General features: G+C 54.0%; 19 protein-coding genes. 6 read left to right on the top strand and 13 right to left on the bottom strand.

The genetic code is table 11. From position 1 onward, the window contains the following. The 11 genes from Q8902_15240 to Q8902_15190 form a co-directional block, all read right to left on the bottom strand. Window positions 1-1,419: a hypothetical protein gene (locus tag Q8902_15240; protein ID MDP4200914.1), complete on the bottom strand. Its 1,419-nt coding sequence runs from the start codon at window positions 1,417-1,419 to the stop codon at window positions 1-3. Continuing rightward, window positions 1,416-2,762, bottom strand: coding sequence for a hypothetical protein (locus Q8902_15235; protein ID MDP4200913.1), 1,347 nt, complete (start codon window positions 2,760-2,762; stop codon window positions 1,416-1,418). Before Q8902_15235 ends, Q8902_15240 begins: the two co-directional genes overlap by 4 nt. Then, complete coding sequence (locus Q8902_15230) at window positions 2,759-4,504, bottom strand: OmpA family protein (protein ID MDP4200912.1); 1,746 nt, start codon at window positions 4,502-4,504, stop codon at window positions 2,759-2,761. The genes Q8902_15235 and Q8902_15230 overlap by 4 nt, the downstream gene beginning before the upstream one ends. Next, entirely contained in the window at window positions 4,497-5,240 is a 744-nt protein-coding gene (gene bshB1, locus Q8902_15225) for a bacillithiol biosynthesis deacetylase BshB1 (protein ID MDP4200911.1), read from the bottom strand. Before bshB1 ends, Q8902_15230 begins: the two co-directional genes overlap by 8 nt. Before the next feature lie 165 nt (window positions 5,241-5,405). Beyond that, the gene (locus Q8902_15220) at window positions 5,406-6,893 is read right to left on the bottom strand and encodes an amino acid permease (GenBank protein MDP4200910.1); all 1,488 of its coding nucleotides are present in this window, start codon (window positions 6,891-6,893) and stop codon (window positions 5,406-5,408) included. Further along, window positions 6,890-8,686 carry an Ig-like domain-containing protein gene (locus Q8902_15215; GenBank protein ID MDP4200909.1) on the bottom strand — a complete coding sequence of 599 codons (1,797 nt, stop codon included), beginning with the start codon at window positions 8,684-8,686 and terminating at the stop codon, window positions 6,890-6,892. Before Q8902_15215 ends, Q8902_15220 begins: the two co-directional genes overlap by 4 nt. Beyond that, the gene (locus tag Q8902_15210; protein MDP4200908.1) at window positions 8,683-9,624 is read right to left on the bottom strand and encodes an SDR family NAD(P)-dependent oxidoreductase; all 942 of its coding nucleotides are present in this window, start codon (window positions 9,622-9,624) and stop codon (window positions 8,683-8,685) included. The genes Q8902_15215 and Q8902_15210 overlap by 4 nt, the downstream gene beginning before the upstream one ends. 75 nt (window positions 9,625-9,699) lie before the next feature. Further along, on the bottom strand, window positions 9,700-10,197 hold the full coding sequence (locus Q8902_15205; protein ID MDP4200907.1) for a hypothetical protein: 498 nt from the start codon (window positions 10,195-10,197) through the stop codon (window positions 9,700-9,702). Window positions 10,198-10,296: 99 nt separating this feature from the next. Continuing rightward, window positions 10,297-11,670, bottom strand: coding sequence for a hypothetical protein (locus Q8902_15200; protein MDP4200906.1), 1,374 nt, complete (start codon window positions 11,668-11,670; stop codon window positions 10,297-10,299). A 138-nt stretch (window positions 11,671-11,808) separates the two neighbouring features. Next, window positions 11,809-12,516: a YebC/PmpR family DNA-binding transcriptional regulator gene (locus tag Q8902_15195; GenBank protein ID MDP4200905.1), complete on the bottom strand. Its 708-nt coding sequence runs from the start codon at window positions 12,514-12,516 to the stop codon at window positions 11,809-11,811. Window positions 12,517-12,594: 78 nt separating this feature from the next. Further along, complete coding sequence (locus Q8902_15190) at window positions 12,595-12,963, bottom strand: GIY-YIG nuclease family protein (protein ID MDP4200904.1); 369 nt, start codon at window positions 12,961-12,963, stop codon at window positions 12,595-12,597. A 60-nt stretch (window positions 12,964-13,023) separates the two neighbouring features. On the opposite strand from Q8902_15190, the gene Q8902_15185 reads away from it, so the two are divergent. Next, window positions 13,024-13,506, top strand: coding sequence for a DinB family protein (locus Q8902_15185; GenBank protein ID MDP4200903.1), 483 nt, complete (start codon window positions 13,024-13,026; stop codon window positions 13,504-13,506). Between the two features lie 202 nt (window positions 13,507-13,708). Further along, window positions 13,709-13,924, top strand: a complete 216-nt coding sequence (locus tag Q8902_15180; GenBank protein MDP4200902.1) for a hypothetical protein — start codon at window positions 13,709-13,711, stop codon at window positions 13,922-13,924. On the opposite strand, the gene Q8902_15175 is transcribed toward Q8902_15180, so the two are convergent. Further along, a complete protein-coding gene (locus Q8902_15175) occupies window positions 13,921-14,811 on the bottom strand; it encodes a cation diffusion facilitator family transporter (protein MDP4200901.1) in 891 nt (296 codons plus the stop codon). The genes Q8902_15180 and Q8902_15175 overlap by 4 nt on opposite strands. A gap of 60 nt (window positions 14,812-14,871) precedes the next feature. On the opposite strand from Q8902_15175, the gene Q8902_15170 reads away from it, so the two are divergent. The 4 genes from Q8902_15170 to Q8902_15155 are packed head-to-tail and all read left to right on the top strand — an operon-like array spanning window position 14,872 to window position 19,294. Further along, the gene (locus tag Q8902_15170) at window positions 14,872-15,900 is read left to right on the top strand and encodes an ATP-binding cassette domain-containing protein (GenBank protein MDP4200900.1); all 1,029 of its coding nucleotides are present in this window, start codon (window positions 14,872-14,874) and stop codon (window positions 15,898-15,900) included. Beyond that, a complete protein-coding gene (locus Q8902_15165; protein MDP4200899.1) occupies window positions 15,897-16,730 on the top strand; it encodes an ABC transporter permease in 834 nt (277 codons plus the stop codon). The genes Q8902_15170 and Q8902_15165 overlap by 4 nt, the downstream gene beginning before the upstream one ends. Then, complete coding sequence (locus Q8902_15160) at window positions 16,727-17,638, top strand: ABC transporter permease (protein MDP4200898.1); 912 nt, start codon at window positions 16,727-16,729, stop codon at window positions 17,636-17,638. The genes Q8902_15165 and Q8902_15160 overlap by 4 nt, the downstream gene beginning before the upstream one ends. A gap of 21 nt (window positions 17,639-17,659) precedes the next feature. Beyond that, complete coding sequence (locus tag Q8902_15155; protein ID MDP4200897.1) at window positions 17,660-19,294, top strand: N-acetylmuramoyl-L-alanine amidase; 1,635 nt, start codon at window positions 17,660-17,662, stop codon at window positions 19,292-19,294. A 247-nt stretch (window positions 19,295-19,541) separates the two neighbouring features. Here Q8902_15155 and Q8902_15150 read toward each other — a convergent pair whose 3' ends face one another. Continuing rightward, the gene (locus Q8902_15150) at window positions 19,542-20,639 is read right to left on the bottom strand and encodes a hypothetical protein (GenBank protein MDP4200896.1); all 1,098 of its coding nucleotides are present in this window, start codon (window positions 20,637-20,639) and stop codon (window positions 19,542-19,544) included. Between the last annotated feature and the right edge of the window lie 157 nt (window positions 20,640-20,796).

The raw sequence follows: 20,796 nt of genomic DNA, 5'->3' as shown, positions 1-20,796 counted from the left end.
TTATTGCGCAGTTGCATGCAAAGCCCGGATCGTCTCCGGCGACTTATTCCAATCACCCAAATATATGGAGACGCCGATGTAAGTTGAGCCGAATGCTAGAGCATTCTGAACGTACGTCGAATTGAGTGAGGATGGAACCAAGGCTCCCGGGGTGCCAGTGGCATATCCAAACGTAATCCCAATGTTCTCCGTCGAATAGGTGTCTAGTTTTAGACGAGCGCCAACATTGATAAAGCTTGATGGATAATAGCTCCACTCAAAGAATGGCTCCAGCACCAGATCCTCAGCGCCGAATAGATACTGGCGGTACCCTATTTCTAACGGCAACACGCCGAGACCTTGTCCACTAAAGCCAAGTGCGACCCAGCTTAGAAGCGAAGTACCAGCCCAAAAATGATCGTTCAAAATCGGCAGAGGAAATTGCACATTGGCAAGTCTAACTTGCAATCCCTGGAATGGGATATTGTCATTAAAGAAACTGGAATCTAATCCACTGAGCTGGTTCTTTGTGAGCGTAACTTCAAAGATATTGATATTGATAGCTGAGTGAATCATGGATTTCCACTCACGCTCGGTTTCATCGGGTTTATTGATGAAATCCATGATGCTCATTCCAACCCCAATGTACGGAAATACACTCACGGGCGCCGGACTTGGATTCGAGGTCGTGGGTATCCACCAGGCAATTCCGCCAGCGAGGCCCGCATAGAGCCGTGCACTCAATCCTCCATAGGATCCAAGCGTGAGCTCGGCACCTGCATTGATATAGGCCGACGGCAGGGCACTGACGCCAACGAACGGCGAAAGAATTAGATAAGGGATTTGACTTCTAAGATAAGTCCGATGCCGCAAGTAGAGATTTGCTGCGGCACTGATGAATTGGTTGGAAGTCTTTTCATCACCGGCAAGGAACTCCACTGGCGTCCATCCAATTGTCCAGTCTGGAGCGTCGCCAAACCACCGAAGCCAATATTCCATAGGTGAAAGCCGCAACAACTCACCCTTAAAAAGGCTATTGCTCTTGTGCGCCTGGAAGAATTGATCTGTGGAAAACATCGAATAAAGTCCGAACATCCCGAAGCCCAGTCCGTTGCTGGATGACGATCCAATCAAACCCGCAGTCTCCAACCCGCCGGCTCTCAGAAAATTCGGGTACTTGCGATCGTACGTAGAATCATGTTGGACCGTATGGCGATTAATGTCCGTCGTGCGCGCCGAAGGAAAGATCACACCGTTATTTCCAAATGCTCCTGTGTCGAGACGCTCAATGATATGCGATGTCGTATCGCGGTCGGTGATCGTCCAATAGTCGGTCTCAGTTCTTGTGATGGCGCAAGCCGAGAACAACAAGGATGCGCAGGCCAGCGCGGCCAATGGCCGTGCAGATTCCATCATCCGGTTCAGTGCGCGTACTCTCATTTCATCGTCGATGGTATTTCGATCGCTCGTAACTCGCGAATTTTTTCCGGCGAGTAATTCCAATCGCCGAGACTCAGGGACAATCCCCAGTAGACGTTACTAAAATTCTGCTCCTGTGGCGCAAAATTGCCCGGCGATCCACTTGCATACCCAGCGACTCCACCAAAGCTAATTCCACTCGATGCAATGATCTTTAGTCGAGCTCCTAAATTGAAATAACTCGATGGGTAGTAACTACCTTCGAGGAATGGTTCGACCATATAATTTTCCGATCCAAGATACTGCCGATAGCCTACGCTGATAGGCAAAATGCCAACCCCTTCGGCGTCGGTCGTCGCACCAGCCGATTTGGTGATAAAGTCCATGTACTCCACAAGCGAGGTACCGACCCAGGCATGGTAATTCCCCATCGGCAGCGGAAATTGCACAGTTGCAAACCGGCCCTGAACCCAGGTCGAGAAGTTCGTCGATCCATCCACGATCGTAGCGCCGATGGTTGATCGGGTATAGTACTTCCATTCCCGTTCGGTTTCTTCGACCCGATTGGTAAAATCAAGTGCACTCACGCCAAGACCAGCGTAGGGATAGGTCCCGCCCCATGTTGGATCGGCCCAAAGAAATCCGCTGATGACGCCGGCGTATGCTCGAAGGTTCAGTCCACCCAGCGAGCCCACATGAAACTCTGCTCCCAGATTGACATACGCGCTCGGGAAGGCACTGACGCCGAGATACGGATTGAAGATGACGTATGGAATTTGATCGCGAAGATAAAACCGACGACGGACGTAGTAATTGGCTCCGGCAATACTCACAAAACTGTGGCTCAGAGTATCCCCCATCGCCCAGTGCTCGAATGCACTCCAGCCAAGTGTCCAGTTGGGTGCATCATTGAACCACCGCAGCCGGACCTCAACCGGCGCGATTCGTACCAATTCACTTCGCCAGAGTGGGTAGCGGGATTGGTCCTCATCCGCAGCAGCGTACGCACCCAGCAGGCCCGATGCACTGTTGCTCCGACCCGAACTGTAGAGCGCCGCCACCTCGATAAGTCCGAGTCGCAGGAAATTCGGGTAGTCGCGTTTGGCAACGGAGTCGAAGGAGTTTGCATGGGCAAAGACCTCGACATTACGCGAGCTTACTGCGACATGACTGCTATCGGATGTCGTTCCTGGGACGTTGCGCATCGACTCCACGACTGTGGTGTCGCGGTCGGTGATCGTGTAGGTATCCGTTTCGGTACGAGTAATCCACTTTGTAAGCGAGCAGCCGGAAAGCGCAAGCGAGATCCCCGCGATACACGCGGCGACCAGAACTCCTCGCAATCGGATCCTCACTTGACTCATTTGAATACCTTGATAAATTCGACCCGTCGCGATCGCAAACGGAACAGCTCATCGTCCTCACCGGGGCGCGTTGCGACCGGCTGTACCCGCCCCTTCGATGCAACCTGGAGCAGCCGCTTTGGCACGCCACGCGCCTGCAATTCATCGGCAATAAAAGTTGCGCGCCGAAGCCCAAGACGATCGTTATAGGAATCGGTACCAAGCGAATCGGTGTGACCAATCAATAGCAGTTCCTTCAGCCGCTCCTGCGAGCGCAATGCAGCATGGGCGGTCAGATCGAGCGCCTGCCGCCAGGTCATATTCGATGGCTGTCCGTTCTCATCGATCACGAATTCATACGGGTGCTGATAATCATCGAAGGGAAAATTGATTCGGAGGACAAGCGTATCCGGCAGGTGCAGATCGACTCGAACGGTCGTATCGTGCAAGCCGCGTAAATCGACATGCTTCACATCGAAGAATGCTTCTTCGGATTCTGCTCCGGCATCATATTCCTGATTGGGAAGCACTTTGAAGAGGATCGCGCCGTTCGCGGGCACGGCGCCGCGGAACAGCGTGCCAGAATCCCGTTTAATGAAGACGTCCGAACCAACGGCTGGTCTGTAATCTGCTCCACGGGTCACGTGGACTTCAAGACTGACAGGTCCGCGCGGTGCTGCCATCGTGTCAATTTTCAGACGCCCTATCTCAGGCTTAGGCGCCTCTGTAATGTGACCTTTTACAACCGGGCCAGCGAGAGTGGTACGTGTGATCGCGAACAAGTTGAATCCGGCTTGATTGCTTGGCACATTCGAAGACCAAAACAATGCGGTATCATTCAGTTGGACCGGGAATGTCTCATCACAGGCAGAGTTAATCGGTTTCCCAAGATTTTGTGGATCCGAAAACACTCCTCGTTTGATCTCGGACTTAAAGAGATCATATCCTCCAACAGTCTCGTGGCCGTTCGAGGCAAAGTAAAGCGTGTTCGGGTCGTCGGGCGAAATATATGGTGACATTTCGTCGCACTCCGAATTAATAGGCGGCGCCAGTGGCTGTGGAGGTGACCATTCCTGAGACGAACTCGAGCGTCGCGATGCGTGCCAGATATCCGTTCCACCACTGCCGCCGGGTCGGTCGCTCACAAAATAAATATTCAGTCCATCGGGACTTAGTGCAGGCTGGCTCTCGAAATGACTCACAGAATTCAACGATGGAATCGGCTGAATCTCTCTCAATTCGACATCTTCGCCGCTGAATTCAAGCTTGCCAGTAAAAAGATCGTAATCGTCCGGATCGCCGTTCGCGGCCTTGGCGGAGAAATAGAACAGGCCGTCGGCCTTCGAATAAACACCTGCACCGATCGGGGCCGAAAACGAGCCGGTTTGAACCGGTCGAAGCTCACCGAAGTGAGTGGTATTGATGAAACGTGAAGCAAAGAGGCGCTGTACTCGGGTTACGACAGCATCGCGCGCAGCATCCGAACGGTCGCTGGTAACGATCGCAACCATTCCATTCGGTGAAGGCACAAATGCAATGGAATAGTCATGCGCCTGACTATTGATCGGTGAAGGGAGCTCGGTGATATGCGATTGAATATGCCCCAGGCCATGGAACATCGTGTCAAGCAGCATCTTATCGAACTTGCCTGGCGCGCAAAGTGGCTCAGGAGGAGGAGGACACGTAAACGGCTTCCGCTCGACTGGTGACGAGCAGCCGGCAGCCAGCATGGCGAGAACTACAATTAAAAGAAGACTACGCAATCGTTTTCGTTACCAGATTGAACAGGTCCTTGGTGCCAAGCGGTTCGGGCGATGAGAATGCTTCTCCATATTTTGCCCCGATCATCAGTCCCCAGGCCCCACTCCGCGCGCGCAGCCAATCAACAAATCCACCTTGAGACAAGAATGTCTCCGGTTCTGGCACAAGGCTTTGGTCAACGGGTTTTGCATCTTTGCCGCCAAACTGTGTGCCGTATGCCTCGATGGCTCGCATGCGGTCCTCAAACACCTCCGATACATCGACAATGATCCGCGGCTCGAGCGAATACGTCTGGATGTAATTCAATACAAGCAGAGGTCGATGCGGTTCGCCATCCACAGGATACTTTGCCAGTCCGGAATAAAAACACGCACGGTGCGCGAGTTCGCTCGCGGCTTCGTGGTCTGGATGCCGCTCCTTTGGCGGCGGTGCAAGCACAATCGTTGGCCGCGTTTTGCGAATCTCAGCTACGAGCGTGGCAACGTTGTCCCGCGAAAGCTCGATATTGCCATCGGGCATCCCAAGATTCTTCCGATAATCAAGACCAAGAACTCTCGAAGCGGCTTCCGTCTCTTTCGCGCGCGATTCGAGTGTTCCGCGAGTCGATAACTCGCCACGGGTGAGATCGACGATGCCGGTCCGTTTACCGTCGCGCTTCGCGAGGAGCAATGTGCCGCCACAGCCGATTTCAGCGTCATCGGGGTGCGCGGCTATTGCAAGGAGGTCTATTGGTTGCATTTTTGACTTCTTTCAGCAATTGCGAAGGCTTGCCCGTTCCCGAGAGCTTTATCTTTTAGATACAACCCAAATTGCATTATGTGATTAGTATTTCTCTCCTGTTCCCGATGGGCCCTATTGGAGCATAAACAGCTCCGGGGGTACGGCGCCATTCGCCCATCTTGCTCAAGAACCCGAGCGCGAATCACGTTCAGAGTTGAGAGCACGCCGCTTCGTGCGCCAGAAGAAATAAAATGGCAACCCCGTCAGTACAAGCACGAGTCCCGTTACGCTATGGATGAGCGGCTGCGTGCCCGCATTGTAAGCCTGGATATCGGACACAAGCGTAATGATTACATACGCGCTCGCAAACAGGATGAAGATTGCCGGAACATAAGGATAGCCAGGGACCGAGAATGGCCTATCGCGTGGCTCGGCCATCTTGGCCGAGCGCGCTCGCAACACAAAGACGGCCACAGCCATCAGCACATAAAGCACCCAATTGACAAAGACGTACATGCTCGTAATGAGATCGAATGAACCGGTTACAAGCAACACGATAGACCATACACCTTGCAAAATCAGCGCAACGTGCGGCGTCTGGAATTTTGGATGGACCGTCGCCGCCGGCCGATAAAATAACTGATTGCGGGCCATCGCATAATAGACGCGCGCATTGGTCAGGACGCTGGAGTTCGTGGTATCAAACGCTGAGAGCATCATGAGCAGTGCGATCACTCCTGCCCCACTGGCACCGACAACGGCAAACATCATTTGGGAGGCCACACGATCACCAGGCGCGTTCGCCACGCCTTCGACCGAAAGGATATAGAAGTACGCCAGATTCACCACGAAATACACGGTGATAAATGTGAGCGTACCGAGAATGATCGCCTTTGGAATGGTCCGTTTCGGCTCGCGCACTTCGTCGGCAATATAAGCCGCGTTTCCCCATCCGTCGTAGGACCAGAACGCTCCCGACATCGCCAGAGCGACAGCGCCAAAAAGTGTCCATCCGGAGAGCGTTGACGTAGCCGAACTCCAGTGGCTGGTACTGCCGACGTGACCTCCTGCCATGAAAGCAACTACGACGATGGCGAGGATCGCAAGCAGCTTCGCAGTGGTCGAGATGCTTTGTAGCGTCCCTCCCAACTTGACACCGCGCACGTTGAGCGCAGTCAGGAACACGACGAGCCCGGCGGCAACGATCTTACGTCCAAGGAATTGATACGGATAAATAGCACCGAGCAATGGGATGTTCCAGGGAGTCGTTTCCGAGAGGCCAAGCGAAGTGAGCGCATGCGTGAAGTGAGGCAGTGCAATGAAGTTCTCAAAATACTGCGCAAAGAAGAAGCTGATGGCGGCAATAGCGCCGGAACCGGCTATCATCAGGTTTGCCCAACCATAAAGGAAGCCGAGCCCTTCGCCATAGACTTCGCGGAAGTACTCGTAGAGCCCACCGGTCTTCGGCATTTGACCGACCAACTCGCACTGCGTGAAAGCGCCGAAGAGCGTGAGCACGCCGGCGAGCACCCAAACTCCCATCAGATACGGCGCGCTTGGAAGATCGCGCGCCATCTGTGATGGCGACGAAAAAATACCCGAACCAACGACGGACCCAATGACCAGGGCGGTCGTGGCATACAAGCCTAGGGCACGCTTAAGACTCTTCACCGCACTTCAAAATCAATGTTTTTTGTGGTCCAACGCATTCGTGCTGAGACAAGCTGCGGATAATCACCAGTCGGGACTCCGAAGCGCCACGGCAGCACCGAACCGGCGTCATATATCGGATCGCCGGTGCGCGAGAAGAATGCGCGCACCCGATAGGTCGCTTCGCGCATGCCTTCAAAGACAAACTCAAGCTCACCATGCTTCAGCGCAATCTGCCGCAATTCGTTTGAACTGGTATTGATTGCCTGCACGATGAGAGCGCCTGCGGGATTCTGAGTGAAGAACGAATCCTCAATCGCGATCTTACCGGAGAGTTTTGCGAGATCGCCCGTTCGAATAGTTCGAAATCGCCATCGAAAAAGTGTATCCCGTACCGGTCCTGAAATGGCTGCAATCGGACTCAGAATACCACGCGTGCGGAGTGTGATCATGTAGAGTAGGTTCGGAAGCAGACTATCGGTTGGGGATATCAAGACTCGTGAATCATCGAGCCAGTGAAGCCTTGCGCGCATTGCGTGCTTACCGCTATCAAGAAGCGCAATCGCACTCTCGATTGAATCCCGGCGAACGACATCGCTAAAGATAATTGGAATTACCGGCATCGTGGATTGATCGACCGCACTATCACGAATGCCAATAGAAATGAATGTTGGTGGATGCATCACCCGGAGAGACGAAGGGGTTGTAAAGTCCACCGTGTATGCCGAGTCGCTGATCGGGTTATGGGAAAGATCGTGAATGCTTCCTTTCCTGACTGCCACACTATCGTCCTGATTCACCGCAAGCGGTGAAGTTGTCAGCAATGTAATTTGTCCGGGCTTCTTGTCGGGACTCTCACGATATGCCGCTGCAAGTGGTTTGCCATTCAGCGTGAAGTTTGAGGCTATTACGTCATTGCTATCAATTGCCTCCGAAAAATGAGCGCGAATGTGAAAGGAATCGAGGGCCTCAGCATCCAGCAGTTCCGGCCGGATGGTGTCACTTGCGGGCGCCATGCGAATATAGAACTTCCCTTTTGCCACACTATCGAGAATAGCATCCCCTGTCGGTACTCCAAATGCATCTACCCCCGCGTCATATAAATGATTGCGATAGACATCTTCTACTGCAAAGACACGATAGCGATGGCCGACCTTCATGGACAGCAGTTGCCAGATACCCTGATCGTTCGGCTGCGTCAAAAGATCCGGCATGGTGTGAGACACATTAAGCGTGTCGGCATTGCGCGTGGATATATCATAGGAAAATATGAATACCTCACTTGCCTTCGGCGATGGGCCGGAGATCGGATTGAGTAAAAAACCTGAAAGTGTACCTGTGTCAATAAAAGGACCCGTGGAGAAAGTGATCCGTATCGGGAATGCCAGATTATTTCCTCGCTGCGACTTCAGGTCGCGTGAGAGTTGCACTGTGTAAGTTGTGGAGTCGCGGAGCTTCTCTGGAAGTTTAACCGTGACCTCATCATGCCCCGACCAATGGTATGTTACCTGACCGGTCAGATATGGCTGAATCGAGAATGCCTGTGCGAACGAAGCGCGATCGACATCGCGATCAAACCGGAAATAGATTCGCGTATCCCGAGGCACGTTCAACTGACGATTGTGCGGCATTGTCGTGTCGATTTTCGGTCGCGTAGTATCCGCAGGTCCGCCGGGCGGCGGTTGCTGCGAAGCGCAACTCGCGATAAGAACGACGAATGACAAATGATAAATGACGAGTGCAATCGAACGAAGAGAAATCATTTGCATTTCCAAAGGATTCTGCGCGACGACACGGGAAAGATCATTTGTCATTTAGTGACGTGCTTACGCTCGAAAAACGCTACGGTCTCTCGAAGCCCGTCGAGCAAACTCACTTGCGGCTCCCAGCCGAGGACTGCATGAGCGTGCTCATACGAGCAAACACTCCGTTGCTGTTCCCCTGCTTTTGCAGGACCATGTTGCGGCTTCGCCCGGCCACCCGTCGTCAGTTCGGAGAGGTTGGCGTACACCTGATTTACATCGGTTTCCGTGGCAGTGGAAACGTTGAGGATGTCCGATCCTCGGAGTTGATCTAACGCCAACATGTGCGCACGCACCACATCACCCACAAAGACGTAGTCCCGCGTCTGCGAGCCATCTCCATTGATGATCGCCTCCTCACCGCTCAGAAGCTTCTCGGTAAAGATCGCAACAACGCCGGCCTCGCCATTTGGGCTCTGGCGCGGGCCATAGACATTCGTATAACGAAATGCGACGTATTCAATCCCATAAAGTGCTTGATAGCAGCCAAGATACAATTCGATACTCCGCTTGGCGACACCGTACTGCGAGATTGGCCGCGTCGGATGCTGCTCGTCCGCCGGAAAATAGTCCTGCTCGCCGTAGACGGCACCGCCCGTGGAAGCCTGCATAAATCGCTTTACTCCGCCCTCGATGCGCGCGGCTTCGAGCAGATTCAGTGTCCCAATGATGTTTTGGGTGCAATCAAAGACGGGATCGGCAACGCTTTTGCGGACATCGAGCTGCGCGGCGTGATGATTCACGATCTCGAACCGATGCTCGCGGAAGAGCCGCCGGACAAGTTGGGCATCGGTAATGTCTCCTTGCACAAAATGCGCGCGGGGATTAATATTGTTCAACGATCCTGCCGACAAATTATCGAGCACCACAACATCATCACCGCGCTCGACAAACGCATCGGCGATGTGCGATCCAATGAAGCCTGCTCCTCCGGTTACTAATACGTTCAAGCTATTCTCCTTGCCGATTAAACACCCGATGGCTCCGCAAAGGATTCGGAGAAAGGAGCGTTCTGCAGCACCGCGTTATTCCCTTGGCTTCCCAAGCCTCAGGAAGATGCGCATGTATTTATCCGAGTGCGAGACTTCGCTCGTACCATCTTCAGTCTCCCAGCGGTGATATGTGAGTGATCCATTCGTAAGAACAACACCACGACCAAAAGCGCGCTCAAGTGTCGCACTCAGATTATCGCGAAGATTCGTGTACCGTTCGCCAGCAAGCGGATGCCAGTTGATGACCACCGTGCGAACACTACCATGCAGTAACTGCAACTCAACATAGGCAGGCAAGCCCAGGATTTGTACCGAATCCGATTCCAAAAGTATTATGGAGTCCACGTGCAGTGTGTCCCGTCGTGTCGAAATGCGCGACATCAGCATGAAAGCCGAATCTTTCGAAAGCCCGACGTGAAGGCCCGCAAATGCAGGGCGAGGCGGCACATACCGCGTGATCTTCGTGTGGATATGAACCTGCGCCAAGATCGTCGTTGCGAGCAGAACGTGTGCAATGCTGATCGATATCAATGCAAGGAACAATGAAGGAGCGACCAGGCAACTTCTACCAAAGACCGGCTTCTTCCCAGGCCTTCGGCGACTGCCCGCTGACAGAAATATCGACATTGTTTAGAACGCCTGGCGAACCTTTAAGAGCTTGTTCGTGCGAATTCCGACATATTGAATTGCGCGGCCATCTGCGGTGAATCCGATACGTCCGATACGCTCGTAGAGGGGCGACCGTTTCCCGCCTGCGACAACAAAGGCTTTGCCATGCTCCCCGATCCCGGTGAATGCGACGTGAGATTCGTCCGGCGACCAGATGCAATCCATGATTTCACTGGTCCGCGCAATGAGCTTTCCATCGATAAAAAAGGTAGAACCGGCCGCACTTGTGGTATAGGCAATATGCTTGCCGCTCGGGCTTAGAAAAATTCTGCCTGCTCCCGGAAGCGGCCCTGCGAAGACATTACCATCATACACCAGGACAGCAGTGCGATCGTTGACGCTGTCGCTTACCCGCTTCACTGCAGGATTGGCCGCGAAATACGCAATGTGATTGCCAGAATCATCAATATGGACGTCGGCAATCCAGCGATATAGACCTTGGTTCTTATCGTTGAAATTGATGAAGCGACGCGCCGTATCCGCCGCGAGCGAGGAATATGCTGTATGATACTCTTTCGCGACGTGTGCGAAACCAAAATCGTAATCACGCCCTTCGAGGAAACCATGGGGCGAGATTACATCCGGCGTGAATCGCCAAATGCTAGCATCCCAAGTCTGACCGTTCATGACTGGCGCTCGCTTGTAAAGAAAAATACTTGTGTCAGATTTATCTGTGATCAACTTCTCGATGAGTCCATCGGTAGCACGATACGCCCAATGTTTTTCATCATGCGAGAATGAGAACTGGTGCGGATACACCTCACCTTTATGCGCGAGCAGTCCATCGACGATCACAAAATCGCGGTCGCCGGTCTGCATCTCATACGCATAGGGGAGCAGCACTGCCCATCGATCGCCACTGCGTGAGAATTCAATCGCGGGAAAATCTGCGACGTAGTGCCCAATGGGCGCCATGTCTTTGTAGAGATACACCGTTGTGGAATCGAAGCCCAGATGCGTAAAACCGCGCATCAAGCCCGTCCAAATAACGTAATCCCCTTTTGGACTCAGCCGAATCCCACTTTTGGGGATTTCATGGAATGGATGCTCTACCCGTTGGCTATCAATCGTGATCTGCTGCCAGTGGGCGAAGTCATCGACGACATACCAGTGCGATGCATCCGGGGTTGCATCCATCAGCTTTACCGTACGCGCGATGTCAAATGAGAAGAGTTGGCGCTCGGACACCCGCGTTGGCGCAAACAACTTATCGGCAGATTTGCCGATTGCTGCGTGCTTGCCAGCAAGAAGATCCACTTGACCCAGCACAAGGTCGGGCGTGAAACTTGACAAAAGACCTGCAAATAAGAGAAAAAGGCTGCTTCGTCGATTCATGAGTTGGGCTAACAGCACTTTTAGCGGCAAGGCTCCTTCCCCAGAGGATCAAATCCCTGTATTCGAGAAAAGGAAACTACGCGCCGAGGGTTGAAACGTGCAACCAGGATGCACGTCGTTTCGCCGGGTATGTTATTCCTACTTGAGGTTATGATATACCGACTGCACGTCATCATCCTCTTCGAGCTTGTCGATCAACTCGAATACTGCCTCTTCGGCCTCTTCGGGAAGTTCTTTGAAGACAGTTGGTAGGCGCTGAAGTTCCGCGCTAGAGACTGGTACTTTGCGCTCTTCGAGAGCCCGTTGCATTTGGACGAAGTCCGCAAAGGAAGTAATAAGCGTTACTTCGCCTTCCTCTACACTAAGATCTTCTACTCCAAAGTCGATGAGCTCCAGTTCTAATTCATCAAGATCCAAGCCGTCCTTCGGGAATTTAAAGACACCTTTTCTTTCGAACATGAAATCCAACGATCCAGTCGTAGCCAATTGACCGCCCGACCGAGTAAATGCACTTCGGACGTTTGCCACAGTCCGCGTCGGATTATCCGTCGCACATTCGACGATGATCGGAACACCCGAAGGTCCATATCCTTCGTACACCACCTCCTGAAAAGCCTCCTGATCTTTGGAGGAAGCTCGCTTGATGGCTCCTTCAATTCGATCTTTCGGCATGTTCACACCTTTGGCATTGGTGATCGCCATGCGCAGACGTGAATTCCCTTCTGGATCGGGTCCACCCAACCGGACGGCGATCGCGATCTCTCGGCCAATTTTCGTAAACGCCTTGGACATTTTGTCCCAGCGCTTAAACTTGCGTGCTTTGCGAAATTCGAAGGCTCTTCCCATGTAGTCTTTCTTAAGGAGTGCGCTTAACGCTGAATGGCATTTTTCCGTTTGCTTGAATGGACGAAATGTCCGTCGGAGCTATGCTGAACGGATCTCGGGCTTTCGGTTGTAACCCTTCTCACCGAATGGCTGAAGATCCTCGATCGTCAATGCTTCGAGTGCCAATAACTCGCTTCGCGCGTCGACTGCCGGATCGTCGGAAGGCTTCAACTCGTAAAGAACTTCAAAATTGAAGTTATCTGACCCGCAAGCATTCCAATCTTGTTGCAGTTCTCGGTTTGGATGACCGCCAGAGTCGAGTTTGAATCGTTCGGCATTCCAGATGAGATCCAGGTTCGTTGCGCGAGCGACATAGATACGCCCACTCGTGATATTCCTGATCGCAAATATCCCCATGCGGGGCTTCATCTGCTTGTATTCGTTCTGTAGCTCTTTCCGGGTCTTCATGCGTAAACTACAACACCGATCGATTCCGTACCAATTTCCTGCATCTGGTCTTGCTCTCACATGACTCGAAAAATTGAACTACTCACCGCCTATGATGCGGCGTGGGACCGTGAGTGGGAATCGCTCCAGAGCGTCCTCAAGCATCTGACCGAAGAAGAAGCGCGCTATCAACATCCGGCATATTCGGAGGAGCCGCTCGAAGATGGTCACCCTCCCGCCGGAACAGTGCTCTGGTACATAGTCCATCTGCCGCATTGCTATCGGCACTACGCGGATATTATCCGCCAGCGCCCTAACAAGCCTGAGGATCCACACCCACCGGAGAGCAATTCCGTCGAAGAAGCGCTTGCGAACCTGCAGCACGATCGAACAGAACTGCGAAACACCATCGCCACGCTTTCAGAAGAGGAGTTAGACGAGAAGCTGTATTACGGCGGCACGGTCCCTGATCTTGTGCGCGGGACCGTCCGGCACGATGCGTGGCACGCCGGACAAATTGCGGTTGCGCGCAGGCTGTATCGGATGCGAGGCCGTCATGGGTGACTCGCTTTAAATTGAGTATTCTTGGTACCCGAACATTCGTCGTGGGATTGCATACTACCAACAAAGCACCATACACATTTCAAACGCCAAGGCAATTATCCTGAATCAAAACGCCGAGTATGGCAACCCGGAATCTTGGCCAAAATGATTCTCTTGGTGCACTGAAGCTCTATGTATTTGCGGGGACACTGCTTGGCTCGGGATGTCCGTCGCGATCACTCCTGTTCTTGAATGGGCTGTTCAGTTGCCATGCCAGATCTACGCGATCTATCTCTTTTGGATGCACTTTCCCGAAACACTATGCATCCCGGCAAAGAAGAAGATTCTCTTTGGCGTGAGGGCAATTCTGCTAACCGGTGCTTACCAGTTCATTTTTTGGGAAGCATGCACTGGCATTGCATCTTGGATTACGCGTTAAATTACGTGGCTCGCTTCGAGTTCGCAGGCGAGCGAGCCACGCTCGACCTGCAGCGTTGCATGATCGATACCATATCGGTCTTGCAACTCGTGTGAAATATCGAAGAGGAGTGAATCCTCCACCGTGCGTTCGGGGATGACGAGATGCGCGGTGAGCACAACATGGGTTGTGCTCATCCCCCAGATGTGCAGATCGTGAATATCGCGGACGCCTTCGACGCTTCGGAGATAGGCTTCGATCACCACCGGATCGATCTGTTCGGGCACTGCATCCGCCGCAAGATTGAACGACTCGCGCAGAATCTTCCAGGTTCCGAGCAGGATCACAACTGAAATGATCATGCTCATGATCGGATCGACCCAGAGCGCACCCGTCCAAACAATCACCAGTCCCGCAACGACAACTCCCGCGGAAACGCCAGCATCGCCCGCCATGTGGAGGAAAGCGGCACGAACATTCAGGTCATGACGCCCGCGGGCAAAGAGAATCGCTGAAAGCCCATTCAGTACGATGCTGATGCCCGCGACAATCGAGACGATCCCACCATCGACGGGGACCGGGTCGCGCAATCTCTCAATCGCACCGTAAAGGATGGCGCCAGTCGTCACCAGCAATAGCACCGCATTCAGGAGCGCCGCGAGGATCGTTGTGCGGCGGTAGCCGTAGGTCCGCATCTTGGTTGGCGGCCGGGCGGCAAGCATATTCGCACCCAGTGCGAAGACGAGACTCAATACGTCCGTCAGGTTGTGTCCGGCGTCCGCAATGAGCGCAACCGAATGGCTGAGGAAGCCATACGTCGCCTGGAGCGCAACGATTGCCACGTTCAGCGCGAGCGCAATCTTGAAGTTGCGGTTGATGCCGGTGCCCGTATCGTGCGTGTGAGCCATTCGCTGACCTTATGCCAAATCCAGCGGGTAGGTTCCGATTACAACGTAAATTGCAGGTCTATGAATGCCACGCCTCTTGCAATCAAGACAGACCAGGTCGGTCGCATTTACCAAAAGAAATCGCCAAAGCGGAAGGCTGCGAGCGAGGAATCGGCGCGCGAACTCATTGCGTTGGATGGAGTAACACTCGAAGTCCCGAAGGGCGAACTCTTTGGCTTGCTCGGTCCGAACGGCGCGGGAAAAACCACGCTCATCAAAGTACTGACCACGTTGCTCACGCCAACCTCCGGAACGGCTCTCGTCGAAGGCTTCGATGTCGTGCAGCAGGCCAAGCAGGTCCGCGAACGGATTAACATGGTCTCCGGCGGCGAGACGAGTGGCTATGGACTACTCACGGTCCGAGAGAACCTCTGGATGTTCAGTCAGTTCTATGGCGTACCGACGAAAGAGGCCTACAGGCGCGCCGATGCGCTGCTCGAGAAACTTGAACTCAGCCACATGTGCGATACGCGCGTTTCGGGACTTTCGACCGGCGAACGGCAACGAATGAATTTCTGCCGCGGATTTATCACGGAGCCGAACGTGCTCTTCCTCGATGAGCCGACACTCGGTCTCGACGTGAATATCGCTCGTATCACGCGATCCTTCACGCGCGAGTGGATGCGGGAGCACCCCGACCGGACGGTTCTGCTCACCACGCACTACATGGCAGAAGCCGACGAACTGTGCGACCGAATTGCGATTATCGATCATGGCAGAATCATCGCGTGCGACTCGCCGCAGAGCCTCAAGCGGATGTTGCAGCGGCAGCCGATCTTCGAGATCACTGCCGGCGGACTCGATGCCAGTGGCATCGCCGAAATGCGCGCCTCGCGCGGCGTCGTCCGGCTGACCGAGTCCTTCGCACCTGAATTATCGCACCATACCCTGAATTTTATTTTGGAGGAAGAATCCGCATTGCCGGCAATCGTTGGTGTGCTCGCCGCAACTGGCGGGCGACTCGTCACTCTGGCAAAACACGAACCGACGCTCGAAGATGTATTCGTGAAGCTCGTCGGACGGAGCCTGAAAGAGGAGGTGGCAGAATGACGAAGGTCAGCCCACTCGTTCTGTTTCTCCGAACGGCCCGTGCGCGTGCGGCCCCACGCATCTGGGGCATGAAGCGCGAGCCCTCGTGGGTATTCCTCGAAGTGATGGTGCCGATCATCAGCACAACGGCATTCGTCTATCTCTACCGCTCGTTGCATGCTCCGCAGGCTTATGTTGGCTTCGTGATTCTGGGCGCGGTCATCTCCGCATACTGGCTGAACGTCGTCTGGGCAATGGCGATGCAGTTGCACTGGGAGAAGAAGGAGGGCATGCTGCAACTCTATGTTCTCTCCCCTGCTCCACTTATGGCCGTACTGGTCGGCATGAGTTATGGCGGCATCATCATGGCTTCATCGCGAGCAATTGTTACGCTGGCGGCGGGCTTGCTCCTGTTCCAGGTCCAGCTTTCGACCGCGGAGTTGCCGATGGTCTTCCTGATCTTTGCCGTAACGCTTGTCGCACTCTACGGACTCGGCATGACGCTCAGCTCGCTTTTTATCCATTGGGGTCGTGAAGCGTGGCACCTCGCGCTCGCATTCCATGAGCCTGCGTTTTTTCTGACTGGAATGAACTTCCCGCTTTCCAAGCTCTTCTCCTCGGTGCCGGGCATCATCGCCTTTGTTTCCGCGCTGCTTCCAATCAGCTTTGGACTCGATGCGATGCGGCAACTCCTGCTACCGAGCAACATTCCCGGTGTGTTCTCGCCTGGCACCGAACTACTCATACTCGTTGGACTCGGGGTGATGTTTCTTGTTCTGGCATATGTGGCACTTCAACGGCTGGAATACAAGGCTCGCGTTGAAGCAACGCTCTCTTTGAGGTGGCAATGAGCGAGACGTCTCTTACATCTCTTGGCTCCAATTCCTCCACGATAGATGCTCGCTGGCGGACGTATCGCGTCGCTGCTTGGCTTGGTTGGAAGGTCGAGAGCAATTGGGCCGATCCGCTGGTCTTCTTTATCTATGCGGTGATGCGACCGATTTCGACAGCACTCGTGCTGCTCCTGATGTATGTCGTTATCGCGGGACCGCAACGCGGCGGGTTCTTCGATTATATATACATTTCGAACGCCCTCTACCTCATCGCGATGCAGGCGATCGCGAATATGTCCTGGACAATCCTGGAAGACCGCGAGCATTACCGCACCTTGAAATACATTTACACCGCGCCGATCAGCCTCTACTGGTATCTGATCGGCCGCGCCACGGCGAGAATGCTGATCGGCATCATGACCTGCCTCTTCCTGCTCGTCGTTGGGTCGCTTTTGCTTGGTCTGCATTTGAGCTTTGGGAGCGTGCAGTGGGCATGGCTCGCCGTGTATTTCCCGCTTGGCATGATCGTGCTGATTTCGTTCGGCATCATCATTGCGGGGCTCGCCCTGCTTGTACCGCGCAATGGCGAGTTCATCGGCGAGATCCTTGCTGGAATGTTGCTGCTCGTTTGCTCGGTTTATTTCCCGCCGGATATTCTGCCCTCGGTGTTGCGCAAGCTGAGCCTTGCCATGCCGGTCACGTACTGGCTCGAAGGCATGCGCCGCGCACTGACCGGTGGCATCTTGCAGATGGATAATGGCTCGGGCGCGATCAGTCCGATACTGGCATCGTATTCGAACGCAACGCTCGCGATGATCTTGCTGGTGAGTGGTATCCTTAGTGCCACGTTCGCGTACTTTTTCTACCAAACCATTGAGCGGCTCGCCAAAGCGCGCGGCATGATCGATAAGACGACGGGATTCTGACACAAATTTGAAACACGAAGTATGAAATATGATAAGGACCGTCGATCCAGCGCATCGCGCATTGCCATTCGTGCCCTCTTCATATTTCATGCTTCATATTTCCTATTTTTGATTGGCTGCGCGCCCTCCCGCAAGACGACGACCACTCGGCCTTCCCCCATTCCACCGCCACCGACTGCCACGAAGCTCCCGCAGCCACCCGCTCCAGCACCGGAGGCGCCGTTGCATCTCAGCGTGGCGTATCCCGCGAGTGGACAGGTGCGTCCGGCGGTTGACTCAAATTTCATCTTCGGTACTGTGGGCAATGGCAATGCAACACTTGCGATCAATGGCGTCGAGGTGCCGCTTGCCAGGAACGGCGCGTTCCTCGCGTTTCTGCCGATGCCACATGATGGACAGTATCATCTGGTTGCCGAGCGCGGTAGTGACCGGCAATCGCTCGACCTGGGCTACAGTCCTGCCAAAGCTGCTCCGGCGGGTTTGGAGGAGCATGCGAAGACCGCTTACGACGCATATCCAAGTCCGGTATGGGCGCGGGTCGTGCGGGGCAGCGATACACTCCAGACTGGCAGCGATGTCGCGCCTGGCGCGCCGGAGCCGGATGGCAATCGCCGGTGGTTTTTCCCGCGCGGCACCGCGCTCCGTGTGCTCGGCAAGATGGGCAAGTACTACAAGCTGGAACTTGGCTCCGAGCGCGAGACGGCTTGGGTCGCCGATACCAATCTCGATCTGCATGCCACTGCTCCCACTTCGGCGGGCATGATGGCCATACGTCCCACCGATGGATGGATCGATATTGTCATGCCGGCCGGGCATGCGCCATTTTTGATAAACGAGTCGCATGGGCCCGAAGGCAATCATCTTCGCGTCACCATCTATCGCAAGCCCGAAGGCCAATCGCAAATCTTTACCGAAGTCGATCCGGCAATTCTCGCCGTGACCAGTTCGACAACCGGCACCAATGCGGGCTTTGATGTCCAGACCGCAAAGCCGGTATGGGGTTACAAAGCGTTCTATCTCGATGATGGCTCGCTCGTGCTGCGGTTGCGCCGGCCACCCGAACTTGACCGGTACAATCCATTGCGCGGGCTTCGCATCATGATCGATCCCGGACATCCGCCGGGCGGCGCAATTGGTCCAACGGGACTCACCGAGCGCGAAGCGAATCTTGCGGAGGCAACGCGACTGCACGATTTGCTCACAAAGAAGGGTGCGCAAGTCCTGATGACCCACTCGACACTCAGCGGGATGGTCAGCGACGTCAATCAAGTCGAAGAGCTGGATGCGCGTGCTGCGCTTGCTGTGAGCGAGGATGTCGATCTGATGATCAGCGTCCACAACAATGCTTTCCCCGATGGGACGAATCCTTTCCTGAACTACGGGACGTCAACATTCTATTATCATCCCCAATCGGCTGGGTTGGCATGGGCACTCGATCGCGAGATTGCCGAGGTGACGGGCATTCCGAATCTTGGCGCGATGCAGAAGAGCCTTGCCATTTGCCGCCCGACCTGGATGCCCTGCGTGCTGACCGAATCGCTCTACCTCATGTTCCCCGATCAGGAGCAAGCTCTCCGCGATCCGAATTTCCTGAATGAACTCGCCGAGGCCCACGTCCGTGGCATCGAGGATTTCCTGCGGGGCGAAGCGCAGTAGGCGTGGGCTCTCAGACAGCGCAAATAATTATGATTATTCTTTTTGTTTGTTTTTCATGAAGCGGTCGCGGTGTCTCTTAGATAGCCACGGTTTTCGTTTCGCAAACATGCCGAAAGCATACGGAATTCGTAATTCGTCATTGAAAGAAGAGACACCCATTCACCCTATATAACAAGGTTCGACACCTGCGGCATCGCAATTTTTCGATGAATTCTAATAAAATGTGTCAAGGCGCTCTGATGCCCGCTCACTGCCGTTGCCCCACCAGCACCCAGCTTGTCCCGTTCTTCACGCCCACGACGCAAGCAGTGTTGCCGTGAACCGAGGCACCACCCGTAATATAAGAGCTATTGTTAGGCTGGAAGTATTGATCGTAACGATACCACGACTTGCCATTCCAGTGAATGACAAGACCCCACGGGCCGACGGCGAAAAGATCGTTGGAGCCATTCCCTCTTAGGCCCAGACCGACATAGCCGCCAAGAGCATAATTCGGAACCTTGCCACTATCAGTATTTCGCCAGGCGCCATCATCTGTTTTTCGATAAACAATCGAGCCGCTGGTTGCTGAGACGGTATGCCCATTCCCACTATCGGCAGTCCAAACGGACAAAAATCCACCGGTTGCAGAAACAGGTTTATTCGAGAGCGGGTCGATACTCCACGACGAACCATCGTAGTGCAGTAATACTGAACCGCCGGTTGAACTGTTGTAGCCGCAGGCCCAGATACTCTTGTCCGACGTTCCAGAGATCTCTTGTAGATTCTTCTTCGTCGGCGAACTCATCTTCGTCCAGGTCGTGCCGTTGAAGTGAAGGATGGTGCCCGAATCGCCAACGACAAAGAGATCGGTTGAGGACGTTCCCCAAGCGGAATGAGCTGCGACTGGAGCAACCGCATAGGTGTTGTATCGAACGACCGTGGCGTTGCCGATGTAGTGTAATGCTAGACCTCCATCAATAAACCACATGTCATTGTCGCTGAATCCAAGAATGGAACAGCCACTCAGTCCGTATTCATAGCTTAGGCCCTTCGTGTCATGCACAATGATACGAGTCCAGGCGGCTCCGTCGAACCGATGAAGGTCACCATTGATCGCGTATATGTCATTCGGCCCAAAGACCCAGCACCCGGTCATATTGCTCTCGCCGTTCACGTTTGTGAACTCAGTCCACGTGAAATTGTGCGAGGTGGTATCGTTAGAATGTGACGTGGTATCGTGGTGGCAAGTATCACAGCATGTGTCACACGTTTTGGATGACGTTGGGGAATCGTGCTTGCAGGAGTCCATGACTCCTGCAAGCAACAACAACGAAGTGATGATCGGAATGACCCTATTTAACATACGCCATCTAAAGCGTAACGGCTCACTGCCGCTGCCCCAGCAGCACCCAGCTTGTACCGTTCTTCACGCCTACGGCGCACACAGTATTTCCTTTCATCGAAAGTCCAGCAGTGCCAAAAAAGAGATTACTTGGCTGATAAAGAGAGTCATACCTATG

It is taken from the genome of Bacteroidota bacterium (assembly GCA_030706745.1).
GTDB lineage: Bacteria > Bacteroidota > Ignavibacteria > Palsa-1295 > Palsa-1295 > PALSA-1295.
Note: the sequence above shows the minus strand (reverse complement) of the source record. Positions and strands in the feature narration are given on the sequence as shown.